15 protein-coding genes are annotated in these 21574 nt (G+C 62.2%); 7 read left to right on the forward strand and 8 right to left on the reverse strand.

Annotated features, from left to right (window positions below; all coding sequences use genetic code 11):
* Window positions 1–79: 79 nt before the first annotated feature.
* A complete protein-coding gene (locus BLO97_RS09765; RefSeq protein ID WP_092345695.1) occupies window positions 80–1528 on the reverse strand; it encodes an aldehyde dehydrogenase family protein in 1449 nt (482 codons plus the stop codon).
* The gene (locus tag BLO97_RS09770; protein ID WP_092223439.1) at window positions 1525–3162 is read right to left on the reverse strand and encodes a 5-guanidino-2-oxopentanoate decarboxylase; all 1638 of its coding nucleotides are present in this window, start codon (window positions 3160–3162) and stop codon (window positions 1525–1527) included. The genes BLO97_RS09765 and BLO97_RS09770 overlap by 4 nt, the downstream gene beginning before the upstream one ends.
* A gap of 160 nt (window positions 3163–3322) precedes the next feature.
* Here BLO97_RS09770 and BLO97_RS09775 point away from each other — a divergent pair, with 160 nt between their 5' ends.
* The gene (locus tag BLO97_RS09775; RefSeq protein WP_092345697.1) at window positions 3323–4204 is read left to right on the forward strand and encodes a LysR substrate-binding domain-containing protein; all 882 of its coding nucleotides are present in this window, start codon (window positions 3323–3325) and stop codon (window positions 4202–4204) included.
* A 198-nt stretch (window positions 4205–4402) separates the two neighbouring features.
* On the opposite strand, the gene BLO97_RS09780 is transcribed toward BLO97_RS09775, so the two are convergent.
* Together BLO97_RS09780 and metE are read right to left on the reverse strand one after the other, a co-directional pair.
* Window positions 4403–5422, reverse strand: coding sequence for an alpha/beta fold hydrolase (locus BLO97_RS09780; protein ID WP_092345699.1), 1020 nt, complete (start codon window positions 5420–5422; stop codon window positions 4403–4405).
* A 347-nt stretch (window positions 5423–5769) separates the two neighbouring features.
* On the reverse strand, window positions 5770–8082 hold the full coding sequence (gene metE, locus BLO97_RS09785; RefSeq protein ID WP_092345701.1) for a 5-methyltetrahydropteroyltriglutamate--homocysteine S-methyltransferase: 2313 nt from the start codon (window positions 8080–8082) through the stop codon (window positions 5770–5772).
* Between the two features lie 109 nt (window positions 8083–8191).
* Between metE and metR the strand changes: the two genes are divergently transcribed.
* Complete coding sequence (gene metR / locus BLO97_RS09790) at window positions 8192–9109, forward strand: transcriptional regulator MetR (protein ID WP_063324568.1); 918 nt, start codon at window positions 8192–8194, stop codon at window positions 9107–9109.
* Window positions 9110–9578: 469 nt separating this feature from the next.
* Here the strand turns inward: metR and BLO97_RS09800 are convergent, their stop codons facing one another.
* From BLO97_RS09800 to BLO97_RS09815, 4 genes are all read right to left on the reverse strand, one after another.
* Window positions 9579–10076, reverse strand: a complete 498-nt coding sequence (locus BLO97_RS09800) for a GNAT family N-acetyltransferase (protein ID WP_092146954.1) — start codon at window positions 10074–10076, stop codon at window positions 9579–9581.
* The gene (locus tag BLO97_RS09805) at window positions 10073–10711 is read right to left on the reverse strand and encodes a LysE family translocator (RefSeq protein WP_063324566.1); all 639 of its coding nucleotides are present in this window, start codon (window positions 10709–10711) and stop codon (window positions 10073–10075) included. Before BLO97_RS09805 ends, BLO97_RS09800 begins: the two co-directional genes overlap by 4 nt.
* Before the next feature lie 24 nt (window positions 10712–10735).
* Window positions 10736–11152 carry an NUDIX hydrolase gene (locus BLO97_RS09810; RefSeq protein WP_092223428.1) on the reverse strand — a complete coding sequence of 139 codons (417 nt, stop codon included), beginning with the start codon at window positions 11150–11152 and terminating at the stop codon, window positions 10736–10738.
* A gap of 343 nt (window positions 11153–11495) precedes the next feature.
* Window positions 11496–12863 carry a response regulator c-di-GMP phosphodiesterase, NosR family gene (locus tag BLO97_RS09815; protein ID WP_092146948.1) on the reverse strand — a complete coding sequence of 456 codons (1368 nt, stop codon included), beginning with the start codon at window positions 12861–12863 and terminating at the stop codon, window positions 11496–11498.
* Window positions 12864–13091: 228 nt separating this feature from the next.
* On the opposite strand from BLO97_RS09815, the gene BLO97_RS09820 reads away from it, so the two are divergent.
* Genes BLO97_RS09820 through BLO97_RS09840 form a run of 5 tightly spaced genes read left to right on the forward strand, consistent with a single transcriptional unit; the run spans window position 13092 to window position 21458 of the window.
* Entirely contained in the window at window positions 13092–15383 is a 2292-nt protein-coding gene (locus BLO97_RS09820) for a GGDEF/EAL domain-containing response regulator (protein ID WP_092146946.1), read from the forward strand.
* Window positions 15380–17254, forward strand: coding sequence for a putative bifunctional diguanylate cyclase/phosphodiesterase (locus BLO97_RS09825; protein ID WP_092146944.1), 1875 nt, complete (start codon window positions 15380–15382; stop codon window positions 17252–17254). The genes BLO97_RS09820 and BLO97_RS09825 overlap by 4 nt, the downstream gene beginning before the upstream one ends.
* A 42-nt stretch (window positions 17255–17296) precedes the next feature.
* A complete protein-coding gene (locus BLO97_RS09830; protein WP_092146942.1) occupies window positions 17297–18256 on the forward strand; it encodes a cytochrome-c peroxidase in 960 nt (319 codons plus the stop codon).
* Window positions 18253–20055, forward strand: coding sequence for a DAHL domain-containing protein (locus BLO97_RS09835; protein ID WP_092223424.1), 1803 nt, complete (start codon window positions 18253–18255; stop codon window positions 20053–20055). The genes BLO97_RS09830 and BLO97_RS09835 overlap by 4 nt, the downstream gene beginning before the upstream one ends.
* On the forward strand, window positions 20052–21458 hold the full coding sequence (locus BLO97_RS09840; RefSeq protein ID WP_092146938.1) for an ATP-binding protein: 1407 nt from the start codon (window positions 20052–20054) through the stop codon (window positions 21456–21458). The genes BLO97_RS09835 and BLO97_RS09840 overlap by 4 nt, the downstream gene beginning before the upstream one ends.
* The last annotated feature ends 116 nt before the right edge of the window (window positions 21459–21574 follow it).

Genomic DNA, 21574 nt, shown 5'->3' on the forward strand with positions numbered 1-21574 from the left:
ACTATCGAAAAAAACTCATTGGAGCCATGTCCTTGGCGCATGCCTTTTTTCGAGGCATGCATGACCTGAAAACGTGCCGTCAGATCGCCCGGACCACATGCTTGATTTCCTGGAACGCGGCCAACCCCCAAGGTCCCAACTCGCGGCCCAGGCTGCTTTGCTTGTACCCTCCCCACGCCGCCTGGGGAAAAATCACCTGGGGCGCGTTGATCCACACCAGCCCAGCCTGCAACGCGTCGGCCACCTGCCCGGCGGCTTCGGCATCGCGGCTGACCACGCTGGCCACCAGACCGAAACGGCTGTCGTTGGCCAGGGCAATGGCCTGCGCCTGGCTGCTGAAACGGCGTACGCACACCACTGGCCCGAAGATCTCTTCGCACCACAGCGCACTGTCGAGGGGCACGTCAGTGAAGATTGTCGGCTGTAGAAAAAAGCCGCGCGGCAGGTGCGCCGGTCGCTGGCCGCCGCACACCAGGGTCGCTCCGGCGCTCAGGCCTCGGTCGATGTGCCCCAGCACCCGCTGGTATTGCGCCTGGTTGACCAGTGTCCCCATCTCCACGTCCGGATCGAACGGATCGGCTACGCGGATCGCTTCGGCACGGGCCTTGAGCCGGCGCAGGAATTCATCGGCCAGCTCATCGGCCACCAGCACGCGGCTGGTGGCCGAACACATCTGTCCGGCATTGAAGAAAGCGCCGCCACAGGCCAGCTCCACCGCCAGGTCCAGGTCGGCGTCCGCCAGTACCAGCAGGGACGATTTACCGCCCAGTTCCAGGCTCACGCCCTTCACCGTTTCTGCCGCCCGTTGCATCACTTGCACGCCCACCGCGTTGCTGCCGGTGAAGGAGATCTTCGCCACGCGCGGGTCCGCCGCCAGCGGCGCGCCAACTGCCAGGCCGGTGCCGCAGACCAGGTTGAACACCCCGTGGGGCAAGCCGGATTCGGCGATGATCGACGCCAGCGCAAGCTCCGGCAACGGTGTGACTTCCGAGGGCTTGAGCACCACGCAGCAGCCGGCAGCCAACGCCGGGGCGAGTTTCCAGGCCGTGGTAACCATCGGGAAATTCCATGGCACGATCAAGCCGACCACGCCGCACGGTTCGCGGCGCAGGCGTGCGCTGAAATCAGCACTGGGCAATGCCAACGGACTGTCTTGCCGAGCGTCCAGGCCTTCGGCCAACTCGGCGTAATACTCGAAGGTGGCGACCACATCGTCGACATCGATGGCCGCTTCGAACAACGGTTTGCCGTTGTTGCTCGATTGCAATTGCATCAACCGCTCGCGGCCTGCCTGCACGCCAGCGGCAATCCGGCGCAGGATCGCGCCACGCTCGGCGCCGGTGGTGATCGACCAGTGCGTGAAAGCCTGGGTCGCGGCGTTCAACGCCTGATCGACGGCGCGTTCACCACCGCCATGAACGGTGGTCAGCAGCGCTTCGGTCGCCGGGTTGATCACCCGCAGCGGTTGATCGCCGGCCAACCACTCACCGTTGATGTACAGCCCGTCTTGCGTCGTAGGGACATTCATTTCGACACCTGCGCCATCCAGGTTGCCTGGTCGATTTCGATCAGCGTCGGGCCCTGCCGGTCGCAAGCGGCGAGCAACGCGGCGTGCAGTTGCGCCACGCCGTCGATGGCTTGCGCAGCGCAGCCCAAAGCCCTAGCGACACCGATGAAATCCGGGGTGTAGATGTCCACGCCCACCGGTTCGATGGCGCGGTTGACCATGTATTTCTTGATCTCTTCGTAGCCCTGGTTATTCCACAGCAGCACGATCACCGGCGTGCGCGCCTCCACCGCGCTGGCCAATTCCGGCAGGGTGAACTGCAACCCGCCATCGCCGATCAAACACACCACTGCCGGGCGACCATGGCCCCGGTCCTTGCCACCAAGCCAGGCGCCAATGGCCGCCGGCAAGGCGTAGCCGAGGGTGCCGTAGCCGGTGGATGAATTGAACCAGCGGCGTGGCTGCTCCGGGTTGAAGGTCAGGTTGCCGGTGTACACCGGTTGGGTCGAATCGCCGACGAACACCGCCTCCGGCAGCGCTTGCAAGACGGTGTCGAGAAACAAGGTCTGGGCGCGGGTCGTGGCGTCCCAACTGCCTTGAAGCTCTGCGCGCAACCGGGCGGCACGCGTCGTGCCCCAATCGTCACGGCGCTCGGCCAAGGGGTGCTGGCTCAGCGCATCGAGCACGGCCCGGGTGGCGACGCGAGCGTCGGCCACCAGCGCCAGGTGCGGCGGGTAGTTGCGCACGGTCTGGTCCGGGTCGATGTCGATGCGCAGCAACGCACCGGGAATCTCGAAGCCGCCGGCGAAGGTGATGTCGTAGTCGGTCTCGGCCAGCTCGGTGCCGATGGCCAGCACCACATCCGCTTCGGCCACCAACGCGCGGGTGGCGACCAGGCTCTGCGTGGAGCCGATCAGCAACGGATGCCGGGACGGTAACAGGCCCTTGGCATTGATGGTCAACGCCACGGGTGCGCCGAGACGTTCGGCCAGTTCAGTCAATTCGGCCGCCGCGTCGATGGCACCGCCGCCGGCCAGGATCAACGGCCGTTGAGCCGATGCCAACTTTGCAGCCATTTGCGCCACGGCACTCGGCGCAGCACCGGCACGGTTGATGTTCACCGGCACACTGGCGAGCAAGGCATCGGCGTCTTCGACCAGCACGTCCAACGGAATTTCAATGTGCACCGGCCGCGGGCGCCCAGCCTGGAACACGGCGAACGCCCGGGCCAGCACACCGGGCAATTCAGCGGCGGACATCAGCGTGTGGGAAAACGCCGCGACACCGCCCACCAATGCAGCCTGGTTCGGCAGTTCATGCAACTTGCCGCGCCCGCCGCCCAACTGGTTGCGCGACTGCACGCTGGAGATCACCAGCATCGGGATCGAATCGGCGTAGGCCTGGCCCATGGCGGTGGTGATGTTGGTCATGCCGGGGCCGGTGATGATGAAACACACGCCGGGCTTGCCGCTGACCCGAGCGTAACCGTCGGCCATGAAGCCTGCGCCCTGTTCATGACGCGGGGTCACATGGCGGATGTTGGAACGGGCCAGCCCGCGGTACAACTCGACGGTGTGCACGCCAGGAATGCCGAACACCTGCTCCACGCCATACGCGTGGAGTAACTTGACCAATACTTCGCCGCACGTCGCCATTGCCATTGCCTTTTCTTGTCGTGTAAAGGGCCTCGCACGGCATGCGGCGGGACCCTTTTTCTGTCTTGGGAATGGCGTTATTGGAACGGTCCGACCATAGCGGCAACAATGGATAAAAAGTCATACTAGCCATGTCCTCACGTCATGGCTTGGATCCGAAATGAAACGACTTCCCCCGCTGCCGGCGCTGCACACATTTCTGATCACGGCCCAATGCTGCAATTTCACCCGGGCCGCCGAACAACTGCACATCACCCAAGGCGCGGTGAGCCGGCAGATCGCCGGGCTGGAAGATCATCTGGGTTATGCACTGTTCCAGCGCCAGGCACGCGGCCTGACCCTAACTGCCGAAGGCCTGGCGTGGCTACCCCGGGTGCAGCAGGTGTTCAGCCTGATCGGCGAAGCGGTTGAGCAGGTCGGCGAAAGACGCCAGACCCTGCAACTCAAGGCCCCGACCTGCGTGATGCGCTGGCTGCTGCCGCGCCTGTTGCAATGGCAGAAGGAACGGCCGGACGTGCCGGTGGAGTTGACCACCACGGTCAGGCACGGCGTGGATTTCCAGCGCGAAGCCTTCGACGCCGCGGTGGTCTATGGCCCAGCACCCGACGCCTCGCTGGCGTGCGTACATCTGTTCGATGAACAACTGACGCCCGTCTGCTCCCGCCCGATCCTGGAAGGGCCGGTGCCGCTGCATGAACCCGCCGACCTGCAACAACACGTGCTGCTGCACCCCACCCGTGACGAGCGCGACTGGAACGCCTGGCTGAAGGCAGCCGATGTGCACTTGAGCAATGTCAGCAAGGGCCAGCATTTCGAAACCCTGGACCTGGCGATGTCCATGGCTTCCCAAGGCACGGGCGTGGCAATTGGCGACTGGTCGCTGATCGGCGATGACTTGAGCGCCGGCCGCCTGGTGATGCCGTTCGAACTGAAGGTCAAGACCGGGCTGGGTTATCACTTGGTGCATCCGCGCAAACCCGAGGTGTCAGGGCCGTTGCAGGCCTTGATGGGGTGGTTGGTGGAGCAGGCACAGGCGCGGTAGGCGTCAGCCACCCAGATCATTCAAGGATGAACAGGACCGTGGCGAGGGAGCTTGCTCCCGCTGGGTTGCGCAGCAACCCCTGGGGTCTGCCTGGGGCACTGCGGCGGCAGGTAGATGATGGGGCTGCTGCGCAGCCCAGCGGGAGCAAGCTCCCTCGCCACATGATCACACCAGGCTCAAAAGATCAGTACGGGCTTGTCAGAGCAGATTAGGCGCCTGCACCGGCTCGATCTGCGCCCAATGCGAGGTGTCTTCGCGATGCTGCTGCAGATACGGCAACACGGCACCCAGCAACGGCGCCTTGAATGCCTCCTGGAAACGATGGGCCAGCCCCGGGATCAGCTTCAACTGGCTGCCCTGGATGTGCGCCGCCAAGTGCACGCCGTGCATCACCGGCAGCAACGGGTCGGCGGTGCCGTGGACAACCAGGGTCGGCACGCGCAGTTGATCGAGCAGCGTCACCCGGCTTGGCTCGGCCATGATCGCCATGATCTGACGCTTTACGCCCTCGGGGTTGAAGGCCCGGTCATAGGCCAGCGCGGCCTGATGCAACAGCGCCTCGCGGTCGTCGACCACCATCGGGCTGCCCAGGGCGGCCAGCAGATCGGCCTGCTGTTCCAGGGCCATTTCGCGATTCGGCGCACCGCGCCGGGACAACAGTTGCACCAGCCTTTCGCTGGGCGCCGGCAGGCCTGCGGCGCTGGAACTGGTCATGATCAGGGTCAGGCTTTCAACCCGCTCGGGGGCCATGGCCGCCATGTGCTGGGCGATCATCCCGCCCATGCTTACCCCCAGTACGTGGAAGCTTTGCACGTGCAAGGCGTCCATCAGCCCCAGTCCGTCGTCAGCCATGTCGGTCAAGGTATAGGGCGCGGCCACGGGCAAGCCGAGTTTGTAGCGCAGGGCTTCAAAGGTCAGGTTGGCGCTGCCGGGCGCTTGGCGCCAGGTGGACAGGCCGACGTCGCGGTTGTCGTAGCGAATCACCCGGAAACCTTGCTCGCACAGGGCGACCACCACTTCGTCCGGCCAATGGATCAACTGCCCACCCAGGCCCATCACCAGCAACAGCACCGGATCCGAGGCACGGCCAACACTCTGGTAGGCCAGGCTCACCTGATCCAGATCGACCCGTTGGGTCGCAACATTGATGTCACACCGAGAAGCCGCCAACGACGGCAGGCCGAAAAACAACGCGGCCAGGAAAATGAATACACGCATGAAGAAACACCGAAACGCAGAACCCCAGTAGAGCGCGAGTCTGATGAAGTTTGTTCAAGCGCGCTGCCACAATTGCGTGACAGTTTGATGAAGATTGCCGAGTGGTGATGGTTGCCCGGTCAAGGGGAGCAATAAAACCGAATGCTACCCCTTGTGGCGAGGGGATTTATCCCCGCTGGGCTGCGAAGCAGCCCCAGAAAAAGCTGGACGCAATCCACCTGATACAACAGGGCGCCTGGCTTCAGGGCTGCTTCGCAGCCCAACGGGGATAAATCCCCTCGCCACAGGTTAACCATGTCCCCGGACCAAACAGTGCATGTCACAGGGGGTGCAAATCTCGTAGGACCTCAGGCCAACTGACTGCGCAACTGCCGCGCCGCCGCCACCATGTTCACCAGCGCCGCTTCCGTTTCCGGCCAGCCCCGGGTTTTCAACCCACAGTCGGGGTTGATCCACAACCGCTCGGCGGGAATCCGCTTCACTGCCTTGCTCATCAGCGCAACCATCTCGGCCGTGTCCGGCACCCGTGGCGAGTGGATGTCGTAGACGCCCGGGCCGATGTCGTTCGGGTAGTCGAACGCCTCGAAAGCCTCCAGCAATTCCATGTCCGAACGCGAGGTCTCGATGGTGATGACATCGGCGTCCATGTCGGCGATGGCCTTGATCACGTCGTTGAATTCGCTGTAGCACATGTGGGTATGGATCTGGGTTTCATCAGCCACCCCCGACGCGCACAAACGGAACGCGTCAACCGCCCAGTCCAGGTACTCCTGCCATTGCCCGCGACGCAGCGGCAACCCTTCGCGGAACGCCGCCTCGTCGATCTGCACAATCTTGATCCCGGCCTTTTCCAGGTCCAGCACTTCGTCCCGCAGGGCCAGGGCCAGTTGTCGGGCCTGGACCTGGCGCGACACGTCTTCACGGGGGAACGACCACATCAGCATGGTCACGGGGCCGGTGAGCATGCCTTTCATGATCTTGTCGGTCAGGCTTTGCGCGTAGCGGATCCAGTCGACGGTCATGGCGCTCGGCCGACTGATGTCGCCATAGATGATCGCCGGTTTCACGCAGCGCGAACCGTAGCTCTGCACCCAACCGAAACGGGTGAAGACGTAGCCGTCCAGGTGCTCGGCGAAGTATTCCACCATGTCGTTGCGCTCGGCTTCACCGTGCACCAGCACATCCAGGCCCAGGCGTTCCTGGATCTGCACGGCATGGCGGATCTCGGTGTGCATGGCGTCCTGATAGTCATTGGCCGACAGCTTGCCTTGCTTGTAGGCCTGGCGCGCCAGGCGAATCGCCGGGGTCTGCGGGAAGGAGCCGATGGTGGTGGTGGGAAAGGCCGGCAGTTTCAGACGGACGCGCTGGCGTTCGATGCGCTTGGCAAACGGCGAGCGCCGCTGACTGTCCTGTGGCCCGATTGCCGCCAGGCGCGCCTGGACCGCGGGTTTGTGAATGCGCGCCGAACGGGCGCGACTGGCCTGCACCTCGCGGCTGTCGGCCAGGGCCTGTTGCACAGCGGGTGCGTGTGGATCGTTCAGGGCATCGCGCAGCACCGCGACTTCACCACACTTCTGCACGGCAAAGGCCAGCCAGCTCTTGAGTTCCGGATCGAGGCGGTCTTCACGCTCCAGGTCCACAGGGCTGTGCAACAGCGAGCATGAGGTGCTGACCCAGAGGTTGTCGCCAAAGCGCTCCTGGGCCGGTTGCAGCTGCGCCAGCGCCTGTTCCAGTTCACAGCGCCAGACGTTGCGGCCATTGACCAGGCCCACCGACAGAATCTTGTAGGTCGGCAGGCGGTCCAGCACCTGGCCCAGTTGTTCCGGGGCGCGCACCGCGTCGATGTGCAAGCCATCCACCGGCAGGCTGACCGCCAGGCCGAGGTTGTCTTGCAGGCCACTGAAATAGGTGGCCACGAGTTTTTTCAGCGGCGAGTACTGGAGGATGTGATAAGCCCGTTCGAAAGCGCTCTTCCAGGCTTGAGGCAGGTCGAGGGTGAGGATCGGTTCGTCGATCTGCACCCACTCCACGCCCTGGGCCTTGAGACGGTTGAGGATCTCCCCGTAGACCGGCAGCAGGCGCTCCAGCAGGCCGAGCTTGTCGAACGCCTCGCCCTTGGCCTTGCCCAGCCACAAGTAGGTCAACGGGCCGATGATCACCGGTTTGACCTGATGGCCCAAGGCATGGGCCTCGTCCACTTCATCGAACAACTGTTCCCAGGTCAGGGCGAAGGTCTGGTCGGCGGAAAACTCCGGGACCAGGTAGTGGTAGTTGGTGTCGAACCACTTGGTCAGCTCCTGGGCGTATTGCGCCTGGCCGTGGTCGGCCCCGCAGCAACTGGCCGTGGCGCCACGGGCCATGGCGAACAGGGTGTCGAGGGTCGGTCGGCCCTGGGCATTCAAGGTGCTGTGGAAACGCTGTGGCACGACGCCCAGGGTCAGGGAATGGCTGAGCACTTGGTCGTACCAGGCAAAGTCGCCGACGGGCAGCAGGTCGATGCCGGCGTCTTTCTGCAATTGCCAGTGCCGGGCCCGCAGTTCGCGACCCACCGCCTGCAACGCGGCCGGGGCCAGGTCACCTTTCCAGTAGGCTTCGAGGGCTTTTTTCAGTTCGCGGTCGGCGCCGATGCGAGGGAAACCGAGAGTGTGGGCCAGGGCCATGGTGTGCGTCCTCCTGTAAAAGATGGCGCCATTGTCGACAGCCGACCCTACATGAGACAAACTCAACCTTTTCGTGTTGATCACAAGTTTTACTCATGGAGCAACTCCGGTGCTTGAACTCCGTCACCTCAAGACCTTGCACGCCCTGCGCGAAGCCGACAGCCTGGTCGAAGCCGCCGAACGCCTGCACCTGACCCAGTCCGCCCTCTCCCACCAGTTCAAGGAACTGGAAGAGCGCCTGGGCATGCCGTTGTTCGTGCGCAAGACCAAGCCGGTACGGTTCACCAGCGCCGGCCTGCGCCTGTTGCAACTGGCCGATGCCGCCCTGCCCTTGCTGCGTGGCGCCGAACGGGACATCGCCCGCCTGGCTGGCGGCACCGCCGGACGGCTGCACATGGCCATCGAGTGCCATAGCTGCTTCCAGTGGTTGATGCCGACCATCGACCAATTCCGCGATGCCTGGCCGGAAGTCGAGCTGGACCTGGCCTCGGGCTTCGCTTTCGCGCCGTTGCCAGCCCTGGCCCGGGGCGACCTCGACCTGGTGGTGACCTCCGACCCGCTGGAGCTGGCCGGCATCACCTACGTGCCATTGTTCACCTACGAAGCGATGCTCGCCGTGGCCAACCAGCATCGACTGGCGGGCAAGCCCTACATCGTGCCCGAGGACCTGATCAGCGAAACCCTGATCACCTACCCGGTGGAGCGCGACCGGCTGGACATCTTCACCCGTTTCCTGGAACCGGCCGACATCGAACCGGCCCAGGTGCGCACCTCTGAACTGACGGTGATGATGATGCAACTGGTGGCCAGCGGTCGCGGTGTCTGCGGCATGCCGCACTGGGCCCTGCATGAATACAGCTCGCGGGGTTACGTGAAGGCCAAGCGGCTGGGGGAGAAAGGCTTGTTTGCCACGCTCTACGCGGCGGTGCGCACCGACATGCTCGACGCGCCGTACATGCGCGACTTTTTGCTGACGGCCAAGGACACGTCGTTTTCCACGTTGGACGGGGTCAGTGCCGTGCGCTGACTGCTTTTTGTGGCGAGGGAGCTTGCTCCCGCTGGGCTGCGCAGCAGCCCCCTCTGAAGCTCACTCAATCAACCTGATCCACCGTGTCGCCGGGTTCTAGGGCCGCTGCGCGCCCCAGCGGGAGCAAGCTCCCTCGCCACAGGAATTGGGCACGGCGTGGGTTAAAGGAATGCCTCGAATCAGTGTCAGTCTCAAGAGCAAATCGGTTGGTCGACCGGGATGCTTTTGAGCTTTTGAGCTTTTGAGCTTTTGAGCTTTTGAGCTTTTGAGCTTTTGAGCTTTTGAGCTTTTGAGCTTTTGGGCTTTTGGGCTTTTGGGCTTTTGAGCTTTTGTGGCGAGGGAGCTTTTGTGGCGAGGGAGCTTGCTCCCGCTTGGGTGCGCAGCGCCCACCTGAAAAGGGGCTGCTGCGCAGCCCAGCGGGAGCAAGCTCCCTCGCCACAAAAAAGCTCAACAGTCATGGCCGGTTGGTTTACAGCTCGAGCCACATGTGGATTTTGTCGAGGTACTCATCGTCCACGCAGATCGCCATCGGTTCGAGGCCGTACAGAACGAAACCACAACGCTGGTAGAGCTTGAGCGCCGGGGTGTTGCCGGCGGTGACGGTCAGTTGCACCAGGCGCAGGAAGGGATGACGCCGGGCTTCGGCGAGGGCGGCTTGGACCAGTTGGTAGCCGAGCCCACGATGGCGATGTTCATCGGCGACGTACATGCCGAACAGCAGCGCCTTGTGCCGGGCTTTTTCCCGGGGCTCCAGGGCCAGGCCGACAATGCCGACCAGCTCTTGCTCGACAAACGCCCCCAGCAGCACATCGAGCCGGCTGCCCAGGCGTGACTCCCACCAGTTGATAGGCAGCTTGGCCCGCTCGGTGACGCTGGAGGTGAAGGCTTGGGGATGCAGCGCGTATGCCTGCAGCATCAACTGGCGATACGCCTGGGCATCGCCGGCCCTCAACCGTCGGATGCTCACGCCGAACGCCGTTGCTCAAACATCAGGCGCAACGCCAGCGCACCGAGGACAAACCCCATGAAGTAGCGCTGCGCCGCCAGCCAGGTCGGGTTGTGGACGAACCATGAGGCAATGCCGGCAGCGAACAGGGCAATCAGCAGGTTGACGCTGAAACTGACGCTGATCTGGGTCAGGCCCAGGATAATGCTCTGGGTGAACAGCGAACCGTGTTCCGGGCTGATGAACTGCGGGAACACCGACAGGTAGAACACCGCGATCTTGGGGTTCAGGGCGCTGGTGAAAAAACCCATGGTGATCAACTTGCGTGTCGAGTCCGCTGGCAACTGCTGGGCCTCGAAGGGCGAACGCGCGCCCGGCTTGACCGCCTGCCAGGCCAGCCACAACAGGTACAGCGCACCGGCCCATTTCAATACTTCATAGGCCATGGGCACCGCCAGGAACACCGCAGTCAATCCGGCGGCCGCGGCGAACATGTGCACGAAGAACCCCGCCACCACCCCCAGCAGGGAGGTGACGCCGGCCTTGCGGCCCTGGCAGATCGAACGGGAGATCAAGTAGATCATGTTCGGGCCGGGCGTCAGTACCATCAGCAACGCGGCAGCGGCGAAAATCAACAGGTCCGGCAATGGAATCATGGGCATCAGTCCTTGAGGCGTGAATCAGCAGGTAGCTAGAAGTGTCGTTCGATAAAACGGCAGGATCACCTCGCCTGTCAACGGTGCCAGCAAAAGATTGCTGGCGCCGGCCGGGTCGATCCAGCACACCTCTTCAATTTCGGCTGCCGGCGAAACCGGGGCATCGATGCTCAGCAAAAATACCTCGGCCTGCACGATAAACCCCGGCTCGTTGGCCGCCGGAGCGCTGAACACGCCCAGGTAACGGGCCTGTGCCGGGTCGATCTGCAACCCAAGTTCCTCTTCCAGCTCCCGGGCCAGCGCCTGCACCGGCTGTTCATGGGCCTCGATCTTGCCGCCCGGCTGCATGAAGGCCCGGGTGCCGCGCTTGCGCACCAGCAGGGTTCGCCCGTCCGGCCCGAGCAACAGGGCGGCGGCGATGCGGATGAGGGAAGTGGTCATGATGAGTCAAAGCCTTGGGCAGAAAAATGCCAGGGAGATTACAGACCACGGTGGCAGGGAGCAAAGCCTGGCCCCAGTTTCAGGACCCACGCTTCCCCTTGTGGGAGCGCAATGCTGTTCACTTAAGGCAGTAGATGAATCTGTGGCGAGGGGATTTATCCCCGCTGGTCTGCGAAGCAGCCCCAAAAAAGCTTCAGACATGACTTTTGCCTGACACACCGAGTGTTCAGGTTTGGGGGCTGCTTCGCAGCCCAGCGGGGATAAATCCCCTCGCCACAATGATTCAACCATCCTTAAGTGAACAGCATTGCCTTGTGGGAGCGATGGCGTCGTCCGATCCGCGTCACCCCAAAATCGGCTTCGGCGCCGTAGGGTCGGCCTGCTCTTCGGGGATCTTGACGAACACGCTGTACCGGGCCCCTTCCATCGCTTCGAAGGCGATGAGCTTTTCCACCAGCGGGCCGCTCAGGACCTTGCCGGCGTTGAGCAGCAGCATGCCGTTGTCAGCGTTGAGGTTGCGGGCCAGGATCATGCCGGGCATCAGTTCGCGGGTGGTCTTGACCTCTACCGTCGGGTCGGACAGGGTCACGTCCTCCAGGTATTCCCCACAGGCCTTGATGAAATCCTCGACCATGTCCGGGTCGTACAGCTTGCCGGCGTATTTGCGGATGTAGACCAGCGCTTCGTCGCTGTTCATCTGCCGCTCCAGGATCAACCCGCGCTGCAGCTCGATGAAGTCCACCGCCAGTTTCAACAGCCTCGAACCGAACGGAATGGCCTCGCCCCTGAGGTGCTCGGGGAAGCCGCTGCCGTCCCAACGCTCCTGGTGATGGCGAATGATCCGCGCCGCATCCTTCATCGGGTCCAGGGTCATCAGCAGCGATTCGCTCTGCTTCGGATAGGCCCGATAGAGCTCAAGTTCGTTGTGGTGCAGCAAGTCGGCAGGCGTGACCATCATGTTGTCGGTCCAGCTCAGCTTGCCGATGTTGTAGAGCGCCGCGGCCATGGTCAGGTCGCGGTCGGTGGACTCATCGAGGAAATGCAGCCGGCTATAGACCCTGATCAACTCGATGATCTGCCGGTTGGTCTGCTTGGCCTTGGGCAGGCGCAGGTTGGCGATCAGCGAAAACACTTCGGTGCTGGTCACATAACTGCGCTTGAGCTCGTCATAGGCCAAATCGAGCATGTCGGCGGTCTGCTGCAGCTCGGAGGTGCGCGACGCCACGCGTTTTTCCAGGGTGGCGTTAAGGGTCTTGAGTTGCTGGTTCTGCTCGCGGTTCAGCGCTTCGAGGCGCTGGCGCTCGCTTTCGGAATGCTGGTGGGACAGGGCCTGGCGCAAGGCCTGCACCAGTTCCTCATCGTTCCAGGGCTTGCTGAGGTAGCGATAGAGTTGCCCCTCGTTGATGGCCTTGGTCATCATGTCCACATCGGCATAACCGGTGAGCAGGATGCGCAAGGTCGATGGGTACAGCTTGCGGATCTCGGCCAGCAGCGTGGCGCCATCCATGTTCGGCATGCGCGCATCGGTCATCACCAGGTCGACCGGCCGCTCCTTGAGAATTTCCAGGGCCCTGGCGCCACTGTCGGCCAGCAGGATCTCGTACGGCTGGCTGCGCAATAGCCGCCGCAGGCTATTGAGGATCGACTCTTCGTCATCGACCAACAGCACCGATGGCTTCCTTACCGGAACATCCGGCGATTGATCTTCCATTTGAAACCCCCCTCCTATTCACGACAACCGTTCTACCTTACCCCCGAAATACAGGCTAGTAGATTGCGAACATTTAGACACATTTGCCATCACTGACCGAGCGTATCCCGATGAGACGACTATGCTGTATCCCATGAAGGGCCATGTACAGGCCGAATACTCATGCCAGCGAAAGGGATATCAGATGTTTCCAGGGTTCTATAGTCAGCATCAAAACGGTGCACGGCCATGAGCCTGCCGTTGGATAAAACTAATCGGCGAATCCTGATTGTCGACGACACGCCGACTATCCATGAGGATTTCCGCAAGATCCTCAGCCCCGAGGCGAACACCCAGGACAGCCTGAGCAGCGCCGAAGAGGCCTTGTTCGGCTCGCCCGTGGCGGTTTCTGGTGCGAGTTTCGTGCTCGATTCGGCATTCCAGGGCATGGAAGCCTTGAACAAGGTCGAAACGGCGCTGGCCCAGGGGCAACCCTTCGCCATGGCGTTCATCGACATGCGCATGCCGCCGGGCTGGGACGGCCTGGAAACCATCGAGCGGCTGTGGCGCGCCGACCCCAAGCTGCAAGTGGCCCTGTGCACCGCTTACTCGGACTATTCCTGGGAAGACATTGCCGATCGCCTTGAACTGGGCGACCGCCTGCTCATCCTGAAAAAACCCTTCGACGCCATCGAGATCCGCCAGATGGCCAGTACCTTGACCGTCAAATGGCAAATGACCGAAGACGCGGCGCTGAAAATGGACATGCTCGAGCGCGCAGTCGAGGAACGCACCCGCGAACTGGCCGACGCCAACATCATCGTGCAGAACAGCCCGACCATTCTCTATCGCCTGCGGGGCGAGCCGCCGTTCGCATTGATGTACATCTCCCACAACATCACCAAGTTCGGCCATTCCGCAGCGCAACTGACCAACTCGCCGGACTGGGCGCAAACCCTGATCCACCCCGACGACCAGGAGAAGGTCCATGAGGCCATGGTCCGCGTTCTGGACCGCGACACCGCGGGGGCGTCCATCGAGTTCCGCATGCACACCGGCGACGACACGTACCGCTGGGTAGAGAACCGCTACATCCCGGTGCGCAACGAGCAAGGCCTGTTGCTGGAAATAGAAGGCATCATCCTCGACATTACCGAGCGCAAGCTGGCCGAAGAGAAAATCGCCCTGCTGGCCCGCACCGACGGCCTGACCGGGCTGGCCAACCGCGCCACCATGATCGAGCGCCTGCACCAGGCCTTCGCCGCCGCTCGTCGGGGTGCGGCGCCGTTTGCGATGTTCTACCTGGACCTGGACCACTTCAAACGGATCAACGACACCCTGGGTCACCCCATCGGCGACCTGCTGTTGCAGGAAGTCGCCACACGGATCAAGGCCTGCACCCGGGAAAACGACGTGGTGGCGCGCCTGGGCGGCGACGAGTTCGCCCTCCTGCAACTGGACGTCCATGAAGCGACCCATTGCGCCGCGCTGGCGGGCAAGATCCGCGATGCCCTCGTGGCACCGTACTCCCTGGACGGCAACGACGTGCGGATCTCGGTGAGCATCGGCATCGCCCTGTACACCCCGCAGAGCCTGAGTGCCGACAGCCTGATGGCGCAGTCCGACATGGCCCTGTACCGCTCCAAGGAAAAGGGCCGCAACCAGTACCATTTCCATAACGAGGAAATTAACCAGGAAGTCACCGACCGGGTCGCCCTGGCCAACGATCTGCGCCAAGCCATCGAAAACCAGGAACTGCACCTGCACTACCTGCCGGAAGTCGACCTCGGCACCGGCAAGATCCTCGGCATGGGCGTGCAAGTGCGCTGGAACCACCCCCAACGTGGCTGGCTGGAGCCGGCGGTCTTCATGCCCGCCGCCGAGAAAACCGGGATCATCATTGGCCTGGGGCATTGGGTGCTGGACCAGGCTTGCCAACAAATGCGCCAGTGGCGCGACCAGGGCATGGCGCCCCCGGTAATCGCCATCGACCTGTCCCTGACCCAGCTCAAGACCGGCCCGGAACTGATCTACGACGTGCTGCGCACCACCGCGCGCTGGGAACTGGCGCCCTGGGACCTGCGCTTCGACGTCACCGAAGCCACCCTGGCCCAGACCAAGTGGACCCACAACGACGTGCTGCCGCGCCTCTGCGAGTTGGGCGTGCAGATCGCCATCGATGACTTCGGCACCGAGTACTCTTCGTTCGATTACCTCAAGACTTACCGGGTCAATCACCTCAAGCTCGCCCAGCGTTTCCTCGACAGCGCCAACGCCGATCCCGAGAACGCCACGACGTTGCGGGCGATCATCAACTTTGCCCGGGACGTGGGCATCGGGATCATTGCCGAGGGCGTCGAAACCCAGGAGCAACGCACCACGCTGATGTCCAGCGGCGGCGCGATGCAGGCCCAGGGGCATTACTTCAGCACCGTGGTCGACAGCGGCCAGGCCGCCGAACTGCTCAAGGCCGGCACCATCGTTCCGGCGACAGACCACTGGACCCGACCAGCGAGCGAGCTATCGGAGAGCAATCCATGAACCCGATGTCGGTACCTGCCAACCGGCGAATCCTGGTGGTGGACGACACACCGGCGATCCACCAGGACTTTCGCAAGATCCTCAGCCCCAGCGCCGGCAGCGATGACTCACTGGACGACACCGAGAGCCTGCTGTTCGGCACCCCACAGGTCAGCCGGCTGCAATTTCAGATCGACTCGGCCTACCAGGGCGAAGAGGCGCTGGAACTGGTCAAGCGCGCCCAGGCCGAAGGCCAGCCCTATGCGATGGTGTTCGCTGACATGCGCATGCCACCGGGCTGGGACGGCCTGCAAACCATCGAGCGGCTGTGGGAAGCCGACCCGCGCCTGCAAATCGCCCTGTGCACGGCGTTCTCGGATTACTCCTGGGAAACCATGTCCGAACGGATCGAGTTCGACGATCAGTTGCTGATCCTCAAGAAACCCTTCGACACCCTGGAAATCCGCCAGATGGCCAGCGCCATGACTTGGAAGTGGCAGCTGGCCCAGGATGCGGCGAGGAAAATGCGCAGCCTGGAGCGCACGATCGAAGAACGCGTCCAGGAATTGCTCAAGGTATCCCACCTGCTGCAATACGACGTGCTCACCGAGTTGCCCAACAGCATGTTGCTCGGCGATCGCCTGACCCAGGCCATGGCCCAGTGCCGCCGGCACGACCGGCAGCTGGCGGTGATGTTCATCGGCCTGGACCGCTTCAAGCGCATCAATAACGCGCTGGGCCATCCCGTGGGCGATGAAATGCTCAAGCGAGTGGCCCGGGCACTGGCGACCGTGGTGCGTGAATCCGATTCGGTGTTTCGCTACGGTTCCGATGAATTCGTGGTGGTGCTGGGAGACATCGTCGACCCGCAGCAGACCAAAGGCGTGGCCGACAAACTACTGGCGGCCATCAGTTCCCCGCAACCCATCGACGGCCATGACCTGACCGTCACCGCGAGCCTGGGCATCAGCGTGTACCCCTCCGACGGTTTCGACGCCGTGGCGCTGATCAAGAAAGCCGAGACAGCGATGCGCAACGTCAAGGAAACCGGCCCCAACGACTACCGGTTTTTCACCGAAGACATGAACCGCCGGGCGCGACAGCAACAGACCATCGAATCCGGCCTGCGCCTGGGCCTGCAACGCAAGGAGTTCGTGCTGCATTACCAACCCAAGCTCGACCTCAAGAGCGGCAAGGTGGTCGGTGTCGAGGCGCTGGTGCGCTGGAACAGGCCGGATCATGGCCTGGTCTATCCGTCGGATTTCATTCCGGTGGCCGAGGACAGCGGCCTGATCGTTCCGCTGAGCCAATGGGTGCTTCAGGAAGCCTGCCAGCAGGCGTGTCGCTGGCAAGCCCAGGGCATGCGCCCGCTGTACCTGTCGGTGAACGTCTCGGCCATCGATTTTCGCCAGCGCGGCTTCGTCGAAGGCATCGCCCGCACCCTCAAGGAAACCGGCTTGGCTCCGACACAGTTAGAACTGGAGATCACCGAAAGTGTACTGATGCAGAACGTCGATACCACGGTAGCCATCCTCAAGGCCATCAAGCAGCTAGGCATTCGCCTGGCCATCGACGACTTCGGCACCGGCTATTCGAGCCTGAGCTACCTGCAGAAATTTCCGGTGGATGTGTTGAAGATCGACCAGTCGTTCGTCGGTGACCTGAGCATCGACAGCAACGACGCCAAGCTGGTGAGCACCATCATCAGCCTGGGCAAGAGCCTGAACCTGCACATCATTGCCGAAGGTGTGGAAACCCTCGAACAGTTGGAATTTCTCAAGAAGCACCATTGCGAGGAGGTCCAGGGTTATTACTTCAGCAAGGCCGTCGAACCGCAGGCCTTCGCCGACTGGATGACCGAGTGGGAAAAACGCCAGAACCCGTTTTCGTGAACACCTGAGTGTTATCAACCAAAGTTTCAAGGAAAGCATCCCATGGCGTTACATGGACTGATTCTGGCTCTCGGCCTACTCGTGGGATCAAGCGTGACCGCTCACGCCGAGCCACTGGACGAACCCCTCAAACCCCTGCCAGCGGCTCCGGCCCTGGACCCCAAGCGCGTCCAACTGGGGTTGCGGCTGTTCAATGACCCGCGGCTGTCGGTCAACAACACCCTGTCCTGTGCCAGTTGCCATCGCCTGGACAAGGGCGGTGCCGACGACAAGCCGTTCTCCCTGGGCTTCGACGGCAAGCCGGTGGAGGTCAATACGCCGACCGTGTTCAATGCCGGCCTGAACTTCCACCAGTTCTGGGATGGTCGCGTCGACACGTTGGAAGAACAGGTCCACGCAGTCGTGACCAGCCCGGCGGAAATGGGCAGCACCTGGGAATCGGTCGTCAAGCGCATCGCCAATGACCCCGGTTATGCCAAGGACTTCAAGGACGCGTATCCCGACGGCGTGACCAAGCCCAATATCCAGGGCGCACTGGCGGATTACGAGCGCACCTTGCAGACACCCAATTCGCGCTTCGACCAATACCTGCTGGGCAATACCGACATCCTCACGCCCCGGGAAAAGTTCGGTTACCAGCGCTTCAAGGAGTACGGCTGCATCGCCTGCCACCAAGGCGTGAACATCGGCGGCAACATGTTCCAGAAGTTCGGGGTGATGGGCGACTACATCAAGGATCGGGGCAACCCTACCCGAGCCGACGAAGGACGCTTCAACATCACTGGCGATGAAGCCGACCGCCAGGTCTTCAAGGTGCCCAGCCTGCGCAATGTGGCCGTCACCGCCCCGTATTTCCATGACGCGTCGGCACCGACCCTGGAACGCGCGGTGGAGATCATGTTCAAGTACCAACTGGGGCGTGAGCCCCTCAAGAACGATACGACCCTGATCGTCGAGTTCCTCAAGACGCTGACCGGTGAATCGGAGGGCAAGCCCCTATGACCACTCTCCGTCGCCTCGGCCTTGCGTTCATCGGCCTGTTGCTGGCATCGGTCCTGCTGTTCATGTACATCAATTCAGGGGCCCAGCAGGCCGCCTCGTACATTGAGTCCCGGGATCTGATTCGCCTGCTCAAGCAGCAGGACGCCATCTGGGACAACGAAGTGCTCAAGTCGCGGATCGCCCTGACCCAAAACTACGATCCCCTGGTCACGCCCCTGCATGAAATGGCGCGCCTGTGGCAGCGTCTCGACGCCATCGAATCGGAGCCCGGACGCCACAAGCCGTCACTCTGGGAAGCCCAGCGCGACGAGTACCTCAAGGCGGTCAAGGAAAAGACCCGGTTGGTGGAACAGTTCAAATCCCACAACGCGGTGCTGCGCAACTCCATGGCCTTCCTGCCCTCCGCCGAGGACGACATCCAGGCCCAGTTCGCCCGGCTGGCCGACACGGAGCGCCTGCAACTGCAAAACGTCGCCATCGACACCTACGACCTGTTGCTCAGCAGCATGGAGTTCGCCCAGTTGAGCACCAGCGAGGTAGCCGCCGAAGTGCTGCTGGGCCTGAACCGGCTGGACATCAACAAGGAGCGCATGCCCCAGGGGCTTCAAGGCCCTGTTGACATCCTGAGCAGGCACATCGCGCTGATCCTGCGCGAACAACCGCGGGTCAATGAGCTGTTAGCGGCCATCGAAGCGATCCCCGTGTCCGGACACCTGGACACCATTACTGACCTGTTGGAGAAAGACCAGAGCAAAGCCGCGGCCAAGTACGAACGTAACCACGTCTACCTGCTGGTGTTCGCCACGTTCCTGGTCTTGATACTGATCTGGCTGGCGATCCGGCTGGTACGCAGTTTCGCCGAGATCAAAAGGGTCAACAACGCTCTGCAAAGCGCCAACGATGAACTGGAACAGCGGGTTGAAGAACGGACCCGCCAGCTCAAGGACACCCAGAGCGAATTGATGGACACCGCCCGCCAGGCCGGCATGGCGGAAATCGCCACCAACGTGCTGCACAACGTCGGCAACGTCCTCAACAGCGTGAACATCTCCGCCGACCTGGTCAGCCGCAAACTGCGCAGTAGCAAGGCCCAGGGGCTGGGCAAGGCGATGCAACTGATCAACGAACACGCCGATAACCTCGGGCACTTTTTCACCGAAGACGCCAAAGGCAAGCTGCTGCCCGGTTACCTCAACCAACTGGTCGAGGCCATCGCGCTCGAGCAACAGGGCATGACCGACGAACTGGCCCAGTTGAGCAAGAGCGTGGACCACATCAAGGACATCGTTTCCACCCAGCAATCCTATGCCGGGGCCAACAGCCTGCTGGAACCCTTGGTGGTCAGCGAACTGCTCGAAGATGCCTTGCGCATGAATTCGGGCGCCCTGACCCGTCACCATGTTACGGTGATCAAGGAATACGGCGATGTGCCGCGGATCATGGGTGACAAACACCGCTTGCTGTTGATCCTGATCAACCTGATTAGCAACGCCAAATACGCCATGGCGGGGGTTTCCAATCATGCGCGAAACATGACCCTGAAGGCTGCCGTCGTCGATGGCCAGACCCTGCAAATCAGCGTCAAGGACGAAGGCGAAGGTATCCCGGAGGAAAACATGACGCGCATCTTCGCCCACGGTTTTACCACGCGTAAGGAAGGCCACGGCTTTGGCCTGCACAGTTGCGCATTGGCGGCCATTGAAATGGAAGGCCGCCTCACCGCCCACAGTGAGGGGCCAGGCAGGGGGGCGACGTTCCAACTGCAACTGCCCCTGAAACTTGCAGAAGGTGAGCCATGAATAGCATGAGTAACCGCCGCATCCTGTTGATCGACGATACACCCGCCATTCATGAAGATTTCCGCAAGATCCTCACCCCGGAGGATGACAGCAACGCTGACTTGCTGGACATGGAAAGCGCGCTGTTCGGCGAAGCACCAAAACCTGCTGCCACCGTGTTCGAACTCGACTCGGCCTATGGCGGGATGGAAGGCCTGAACAAGTTGCTGGAGGCATCGGCAAAAGGGCGTCCTTATGCCCTGGCCTTTGTCGACATGCGCATGCCCGAAGGCTGGGATGGCGCCAAGACCATCGAAGAACTCTGGAAGCGCGACCCGCAGTTGCAAGTGGTGGTCTGCACCGCCTATTCGGATTATTCCTGGGATGAACTGCTCGACCGTCTGAACGGCCACGACCGTTTGCTGATCCTGAAAAAACCGTTCGACAACATCGAAGTCCAGCAGATGGCCAACACCCTGACTACCAAATGGGAAATGACCTCCCGCGCGGAACTGAAAATGAACAAGCTCGAAGACCTGGTGGAACAACGCACCCAGGCGTTCAAACAGGCCAGCGAGCTGCTGCAAATGGAAATCGACGAACGCAAGATGCTGGAAACCCAACTGGTGCAATCGGAAAAGCTCGCCTCGCTGGGACAGTTGGCGGCTGGGGTGGCCCATGAAATCAACAACCCGATCGGTTTCATTTCTTCCAACCTCGGTGCATTGGACGGCTACTTCGGCAAACTCCAGGAAATGCTCAGCGCCTACGGCAGCGCCGAGGGGGCCATCGCCTCGCCGGAGCTGGTGGTGCAATTGCGCAAGCTGCGCGAACAGGTGGAGCTGGACTTTCTCGTCGAGGACATTCCCCTGCTGATCAAGGAGTCCAAGGATGGCATTGGCCGGGTCGGGCAGATCGTCAAGGACCTGAAGGACTTCTCTCGCGTCGATTCCAGCCAGGAATGGCAGATGGCCAATTTGCAGCAGGGCATGGATTCGACGTTGAACATCGTCGCCAATGAAATCAAATACAAGGCCGACGTGGTCAAGGAGTACACGCCGTTGCCGGAAGTGGAATGCCTGCCGTCGCAGATCAACCAGGTGATCATGAACCTGATCGTCAACGCCGCCCAGGCCATCGGCCCCGAGCGCGGCACCATCACCCTGCGCAACGGCGTTGGTGATGAAACCGTATGGATCGAAGTCGCCGACAACGGCTCGGGCATCCCCCCCGATACCCTGCAGAAAATCTTCGACCCGTTCTTCACCACCAAACCCATCGGCCAGGGCACAGGGCTCGGGCTGTCGTTGTCCTACGGCATCGTGAAAAAACACCACGGCGAAATCACGGTACGCAGCGAAGTCGGCGTCGGCACCACCTTCCGCGTGGAATTACCGTTGCGGCAGATGAAGCAGGCGGGCTGAGCAACTGTATCGCCTAACAGCAGCGAGCAGGCTCTTGTGGCGAGGGAGCTTGCTCCCGCTCGGCGGCGCAGCCGTCGCAAAACGCCTGACGCGGTCTACCTGAATGATCGCAGTGA

The organism is Pseudomonas sp. NFACC05-1 (assembly GCF_900100135.1).
GTDB classification, from domain to species: domain Bacteria; phylum Pseudomonadota; class Gammaproteobacteria; order Pseudomonadales; family Pseudomonadaceae; genus Aquipseudomonas; species Aquipseudomonas fluorescens_Q.

Coding starts and splice junctions, on each gene's coding strand:
- BLO97_RS09765 (WP_092345695.1), bottom strand. CDS start 1,528: ATGAATGTCCCTACGACGCAAGACGGGCTGTACATCAACGGTGAGTGG.
- BLO97_RS09770 (WP_092223439.1), bottom strand. CDS start 3,162: ATGGCGACGTGCGGCGAAGTATTGGTCAAGTTACTCCACGCGTATGGC.
- BLO97_RS09775 (WP_092345697.1), top strand. CDS start 3,323: ATGAAACGACTTCCCCCGCTGCCGGCGCTGCACACATTTCTGATCACG.
- BLO97_RS09780 (WP_092345699.1), bottom strand. CDS start 5,422: ATGCGTGTATTCATTTTCCTGGCCGCGTTGTTTTTCGGCCTGCCGTCG.
- metE (WP_092345701.1), bottom strand. CDS start 8,082: ATGGCCCTGGCCCACACTCTCGGTTTCCCTCGCATCGGCGCCGACCGC.
- BLO97_RS09805 (WP_063324566.1), bottom strand. CDS start 10,711: ATGATTCCATTGCCGGACCTGTTGATTTTCGCCGCTGCCGCGTTGCTG.
- BLO97_RS09810 (WP_092223428.1), bottom strand. CDS start 11,152: ATGACCACTTCCCTCATCCGCATCGCCGCCGCCCTGTTGCTCGGGCCG.
- BLO97_RS09815 (WP_092146948.1), bottom strand. CDS start 12,863: ATGGAAGATCAATCGCCGGATGTTCCGGTAAGGAAGCCATCGGTGCTG.
- BLO97_RS09820 (WP_092146946.1), top strand. CDS start 13,092: ATGAGCCTGCCGTTGGATAAAACTAATCGGCGAATCCTGATTGTCGAC.
- BLO97_RS09825 (WP_092146944.1), top strand. CDS start 15,380: ATGAACCCGATGTCGGTACCTGCCAACCGGCGAATCCTGGTGGTGGAC.
- BLO97_RS09830 (WP_092146942.1), top strand. CDS start 17,297: ATGGCGTTACATGGACTGATTCTGGCTCTCGGCCTACTCGTGGGATCA.
- BLO97_RS09835 (WP_092223424.1), top strand. CDS start 18,253: ATGACCACTCTCCGTCGCCTCGGCCTTGCGTTCATCGGCCTGTTGCTG.
- BLO97_RS09840 (WP_092146938.1), top strand. CDS start 20,052: ATGAATAGCATGAGTAACCGCCGCATCCTGTTGATCGACGATACACCC.